Source organism: Rubritalea tangerina, from assembly GCF_042683245.1.
Taxonomy (GTDB): domain Bacteria; phylum Verrucomicrobiota; class Verrucomicrobiia; order Verrucomicrobiales; family Akkermansiaceae; genus Rubritalea; species Rubritalea tangerina.
Map to the genome: position 1 here is coordinate 1 of NZ_JBHUJB010000077.1, position 5510 is coordinate 5510.

General features: G+C 49.9%; 7 protein-coding genes and 1 pseudogene. All 8 read right to left on the reverse strand.

The features are described from left to right. A pseudogene (locus ACFSW8_RS15740) lies at positions 1-265 on the reverse strand (hypothetical protein); the annotation flags it as partial. 164 nt (positions 266-429) lie between these two features. Beyond that, the gene (locus tag ACFSW8_RS15745) at positions 430-636 is read right to left on the reverse strand and encodes a hypothetical protein (protein ID WP_377086791.1); all 207 of its coding nucleotides are present in this window, start codon (positions 634-636) and stop codon (positions 430-432) included. A gap of 33 nt (positions 637-669) precedes the next feature. Beyond that, complete coding sequence (locus tag ACFSW8_RS15750) at positions 670-1422, reverse strand: SDR family NAD(P)-dependent oxidoreductase (RefSeq protein ID WP_377086793.1); 753 nt, start codon at positions 1420-1422, stop codon at positions 670-672. Positions 1423-1426: 4 nt separating this feature from the next. Continuing rightward, positions 1427-2047 carry a cytidine/deoxycytidylate deaminase family protein gene (locus tag ACFSW8_RS15755; RefSeq protein WP_377178730.1) on the reverse strand — a complete coding sequence of 207 codons (621 nt, stop codon included), beginning with the start codon at positions 2045-2047 and terminating at the stop codon, positions 1427-1429. A gap of 56 nt (positions 2048-2103) precedes the next feature. Beyond that, positions 2104-2904 (reverse strand): SDR family NAD(P)-dependent oxidoreductase, encoded by an 801-nt coding sequence (locus ACFSW8_RS15760; protein WP_377178732.1) that lies wholly within the window; start codon positions 2902-2904, stop codon positions 2104-2106. A 61-nt stretch (positions 2905-2965) separates the two neighbouring features. After that, positions 2966-4105, reverse strand: coding sequence for an Ldh family oxidoreductase (locus tag ACFSW8_RS15765; protein ID WP_377086798.1), 1140 nt, complete (start codon positions 4103-4105; stop codon positions 2966-2968). A gap of 43 nt (positions 4106-4148) precedes the next feature. After that, positions 4149-4919: an SDR family NAD(P)-dependent oxidoreductase gene (locus ACFSW8_RS15770; RefSeq protein ID WP_377178734.1), complete on the reverse strand. Its 771-nt coding sequence runs from the start codon at positions 4917-4919 to the stop codon at positions 4149-4151. A gap of 332 nt (positions 4920-5251) precedes the next feature. Beyond that, positions 5252-5428, reverse strand: a complete 177-nt coding sequence (locus ACFSW8_RS15775; protein WP_377178736.1) for a hypothetical protein — start codon at positions 5426-5428, stop codon at positions 5252-5254. Between the last annotated feature and the right edge of the window lie 82 nt (positions 5429-5510).

A 5510-nucleotide genomic window follows, 5' to 3' on the forward strand; every position in this document is an offset into this window, starting at 1 on the left:
TAAAACCTTTAGAGAAATCCCGCATAGAGGGGCTACACGAAAAACCGCTTAAGTCCGTGCCATTCCCCACTGTCCCCCTATTCATACCAAAAAATGGTAGCCCTAAATGACGGTGAGCATGAATCGAATGCAACAACATCCCGTCTCCACCAAGTACCACAATCGCATCAGCCTCCTCAGGCGCAACAAATGTATACCTCTCGCTCAATAAACCAAACGCCTCAACCGCATTCGGTGCCGATGAATGAACACATGCTAATTTCATATCTCTAATATTCTGAATAGTTAAATACTGACTTCAATTTATTCACAAATGGCGCACCTAACATGTAGATTCCCACCACTGTGCATATCGTCCCCAAAGCGATCGTCGCAGCATACACTGCCGCTTGTGTCTCAAAATTCATCCCCCATATTTCCTGGCCCGGATCAGCGCCATACACGACATAACCAGTAAGAATCAAAATATGCAAAATCGACTACGTTCCTGCCCCCACCCATCTGCTTCACTCGCAGTAAGTGATCCTGCACCTTCTTCGGAACACCGTCGAAACTTGTGCCGTTCTCATAGTAATCCTGAAGCTTCTTCAGCTTTTCCTCCGACATAGGAGGGTAGTTCATTGGTTTGTCTGCCATAATCTTAGTTTTATTGTTAGAATGTTAGTTTCCTCACCACGCGCGTGGCTTTCTGCCAGAGAAGAAGCCGCCAGTCGGACCGTCAGCAGGTAGTGTCGCCAACCACACTGCCGTATCAGCTCCCTCAGCAGGTGTCTTCGGCTTCACCCCTTCTCCATAATCAGGGAGATCCTCTTCCCCCATGTCAGTCATCACCCAGCCCGGACAACAAGAGTTCGATTTTGCTGCCGACCCAGAGTCAGTAAATTGTTTCGCAAAGGTCAGTGTCAGAACATTCAGAGCAGCCTTCGATGCCTGGTACGCAGGACAAATATCATCGCGCGCTGGCGAATCAGGATCAGCGAGTTGATTCAAAGAAGCCACTGTCGTCGACATATTCACCAAACGCCCCGCTGGGCTCGCCATGAGCATCGGAGCCAACAACTGAGTCAGGTAAAAAGGTCCAAAAAAGTTCACCTCAAATGTCTGACGCATCTCAGCGTCTCCCACTTCAGTTGGTTGCTTGCCGATGTCCAACAACAGCGCCGCATTGTTGACGAGCACATCAAGTCTACCTCCAACTCGAACCTCACCCACAGCCTTTTCAATTGATCCTCTATCAGAAACATCTATCAGAAGCTCTTCTGCTACTCCTCCATTCTCAACGATCACATCAGCTACTTCACGAGCCGACCCTTCAGAGCGAACACCGAGAAGCACTTTATGACCTTTCGCAGCCAGCTGCTTTGCTGTCTCACTGCCAATGCCTCGGTTGGCTCCCGTCACCAATGCTACTGCTTGTGCCATCCTCCTAGTATCGATCTAAAAATTCATTCACTGCTGGCCCGATCGAATTCAGCCAAACCTGCCTCGAAATCTCCTTCAGCTCCGGCGAACACTGAGCTTCCTCTATCACCAATCTACTGCCCAAGCCCTTGAACCCAGGGGGCAACCTATCCCAATTCGTCTGAGCTCCCGCTTCCGGGCTGTTCCCATCACGATACACGTAATACGTCTTCCCCACCTGATTGAAACAAATGCGAGCCAAACACATCGGACACGGCTCTTGGCTCGTGAACAGCGTGTAGTCCCGCATCCGTGGCTTCTTATTATCGCATAGCTTTTCCTCAAGCTCATTGAGTAAGACCATCTCAACATGCAAATCCGTGCGATGGAAAGGAGCCACAGCCTTCGAAATCTCTCGGCTGATAATCTCACCGTCCTTCATCAGACACCCACCCACTGCCACATTTCCAATACGCCCTGCACGAATACCCTCAACCACACTCACCACCGAAGCCTCATCGTGCGGGTACCTCTCAGTATCGGGAGTATAATCTACTAATTGCTGCGCCAATTCATCGTAGCTAAATTTCGGCGTCTCGAAGTTTAAGCTAGGTTTTTCGCCTGACATAAAGATGGTTGATTGCATTTCATGCGAATGGGCTGCGCTGCGAATACAGCCCACTCGGCTATGAAGATTATGGGTTAAATTCCAGGAGCCATGCCACCAGCCACTGGCAATACGATGCCAGTCACGTAAGATGAGTCGGGTCCCGCTAGGAAGGAAATAGCAGCTGCGATCTCGCTTGGTTCCGCAGGGCGTCCAAGTGGGATGCTAGAGTTTTCATTCGCGGCAGCTTCTTCTACAGAAATGCCTTCAGCTTCAGCAATCGCTGCATACGCAGTCTGCAACATATCCGTATTGATCGCACCAGGTGCTACCACATTCGCGCGAATGCCTTTGGAGGCGAATTCGAGAGCCATCACCTTCGTTGCACCTACCAGACCATGCTTGGTTGCTACATAGGGATAGGGCATCCCAACACTCGCTGCGATACCAGCAGTCGAAGCCACATTCACAATAGAACCACCTCCTGCTTTTTCCATGAATGGCACCACGCCCTCACACAGGGCCATCGTTCCCTTCACGTTCACGCCGTAGTTCGCGTCCCACGCCTTGTCATCATTCTCATCGAGGATCGCCGAGCCGAAGCCAACACCTGCGTTGTTCACCAAAATGTCGACAGAACCAAAATTATCAGCCACAGCCTTCACTGCGGCATCGACTTCGCTCTGGTTAGACACATCGACCAAGACAGACATCGCAGTGCCACCAGCAGCTTCAATCTCTGCCACATTCGCTTCCACTCCATCCTTGGAGCTCGCACGTCCAGTCAGAGCCACTTTGGCTCCCTCTTCGGATAACTTTACTGCGATCGCCTTGCCCAAGCCTTTCGACTTCGTCGCACCAGTCACAATCGCCACTTTACCATCTAACGGTTTCATTATTTGTATATTCTCTGAGTTAACATAGAGCGCCCCGCCACAACGCGAGGCGCATAGACCATTACTTCTGAGCTTCCCAATCGGCGCGGAGGCTTTCCTCAGTCCAACCATGACGACCAGCTTGAGTCGTGAAGAATGGCTCCCAATGAGATGCCAAAACCTTCACTTCCGCAGCTCCTGAGTTGAGACTCTTCCAACCTGAAGAACCTGGCATACGACATCCACGTCCTCCTGGAAGTGACTTGGTTCCTTCAATCGCCTCAGCGAAGCGGTCAGACTTTGCCTCCACATCTCCAATGGCTCCAAACTTAGACGGGTCGATACAAATGTAGTAACTACCACCTACTGACGTGCCATTAGCCTTACCTTCTACAATATCCGTGAGACTTGGGACTTCAGGAGTGATGATGCCCAGCGGGTTAATAATGGCTGTGAGCAATTCATTCCAAAGGTTCAGCATGTAAACACGTGGGCTCCCTAAGTTTTGGAAGCAGGTCTGGTCATACACACGACCATAACCCTCGACTGGCTTCGCATAAGGTGCGAGGTCATTGCTCAAAGCGCCTGTGTCTGGATCGATGACATAATCTCCCTTCAACTTAGTCCCCTGAAGAACAGCCTGCGCCGTATCGGCATCGTACCATTCGCAAAGCTTAGTACTCATCCATACTGGAGGCTTCTCACCCGATGGCCCAATAGCATCGAGTGGCGGTACCGCGATGGTATTGCCCATACCACCTAGCGGCGAACACATTGGCACAGAGTTGTTAGATGTTTGAGCTACACAGTCAGCCTCGTGTGCCATCCAAGTGTACGCACCGAAACTTCCTGCATCATGGTGGTTAGAACCAAACACAACTGCAATACCATGTTCCTTAGCCTTCTTGATAGCCGTGCGAGCCATCAAAGTCATTGTATAATATCCAGTAGAGCGTTTGCCATCATACACAGCAAAGCTAGATCCTTCATTTACGATTTCTGGAACAGCCTTGATATCTAACAAACCCATCTGATTCGTCAAATCGATCGCTTCATATACTCCTAGTCCTTGATTTAGCTTGCCTTGGCGAATGCCTATCATCAATGCATCAGCCACTGCGGTTGCGTGTTCTTCACTCGCACCTTCAGCGGCCCAACAGCGCTTCAATGCATAATGCATGAAATCCGCATTTGTTGTCTTAGTTTCTCCGTCTGCTCCCATTATATTCGGTTTCTATTGGTTTAATTTATTTGGGTTAAATCTCTTACTCTGCTGCGAGGGTGTTGTACGCCTCAATGCTCATGCCGGCACTGAACCCGCCATCGACTGCGATCGCCTGACCACTCACAAAATTACAATCCGTCGCCGCGAGAAAATGAATCATCGCCGCCACCTCCTCAGGTTCGGCAATACGACCTAGTGGCACTGCCTTGCGCTCCATCCGTAGCTGTGGCTGACCGTCCTCCGTATTCGCCATCGGTGTGTTCACCGAGGTGGGACAAATCGCATTCACACGAATCCCGCGCGATCCTAACTCCATCGCAGCAGTGCGCGTCACACCTATCACCGCCCACTTTGACGCCACATAGGGTGAAAGATAGGCCGCACCCTGTAATCCAGCCATCGATGAGACATTCACGATACGACCACCATCATTCATCAATGGCACACCGTACTTGATGCCATACACCACACCTTTCGTGTTAATATTGAAGTTCTTATCAAAGTTGTCGGTCTCAGTCTCCATCAAGACGTCATACCCGAAATTCGCTCCCGCATTGTTTACTATGACATCAATGTTACCGTAAGTAGCCTGCGTCTCCTTCATCAAGTGTGCTACAGATTCCTCGTTAGACACATCACATTGCACAAATGTCGCACCAATTTCATCCGCGATCTGCGTGCCATCCTTTCGACCTGATATGACAACCTTAGCTCCTGCCTCAATGAACCGCTTCGCAGCCTCTAACCCTATCCCTGATGTTCCGCCTGTGATGACCGCTACAGCCCCGTCAAGTGAGAAAAAATGACTCATTTGTTTAAGTTTGTTATAGATTTTATCTCCAGTGACCCCCTCCCTGCTAAAACCTATCAGGTACGAAGTTACACCGATTGCCGACACCTACGTCGACTGATCTCTCATGATAGTGGCTCAAAGTGCTGTACTTCGTAAGTAAGTTACCGTAACTCTAAGGTAACCGATTTTTTTACTTCTCCCCGACCTCCATTATGCCCCACCCAAAACCTCAACCATCCCCTGACAAATCTAATCTATCGCTTACCGTTGTTAGCTCCGAGCATGATCAATCCATCCTCGCTGAACTCGATAAAATCCTAGCAACTCACAGATTTGCCTCCTCACCAAAATTAAGTAACTTCCTGCGTTACGTTACCGTCGAAACCCTCGAAGGCAGACAACACAATATCTCGGCACAATATCTCGGCATACAATATCGCCGTCAATGCCTTCAACCGCCCCAGTAACTTTGACCCACAGTCCGATCCCATCGTCCGCATCCAAGCCGGACGAATGCGCCGAGCCATAGAAAACTATTACCTGTCTCGAATGGCACGGACTTAAGCGGTTTTTCGTGTAGCCCCTCTATGCGGGATTTCTCTAAAGGTT

Excerpts from the sequence above, each read along its gene's own strand:
- ACFSW8_RS15745 (WP_377086791.1), bottom strand. The coding sequence starts at position 636 with ATGGCAGACAAACCAATGAACTACCCTCCTATGTCGGAGGAAAAGCTG.
- ACFSW8_RS15750 (WP_377086793.1), bottom strand. The coding sequence starts at position 1,422 with ATGGCACAAGCAGTAGCATTGGTGACGGGAGCCAACCGAGGCATTGGC.
- ACFSW8_RS15755 (WP_377178730.1), bottom strand. The coding sequence starts at position 2,047 with ATGCAATCAACCATCTTTATGTCAGGCGAAAAACCTAGCTTAAACTTC.
- ACFSW8_RS15760 (WP_377178732.1), bottom strand. The coding sequence starts at position 2,904 with ATGAAACCGTTAGATGGTAAAGTGGCGATTGTGACTGGTGCGACGAAG.
- ACFSW8_RS15765 (WP_377086798.1), bottom strand. The coding sequence starts at position 4,105 with ATGGGAGCAGACGGAGAAACTAAGACAACAAATGCGGATTTCATGCAT.
- ACFSW8_RS15770 (WP_377178734.1), bottom strand. The coding sequence starts at position 4,919 with ATGAGTCATTTTTTCTCACTTGACGGGGCTGTAGCGGTCATCACAGGC.
- ACFSW8_RS15775 (WP_377178736.1), bottom strand. The coding sequence starts at position 5,428 with ATGGCTCGGCGCATTCGTCCGGCTTGGATGCGGACGATGGGATCGGAC.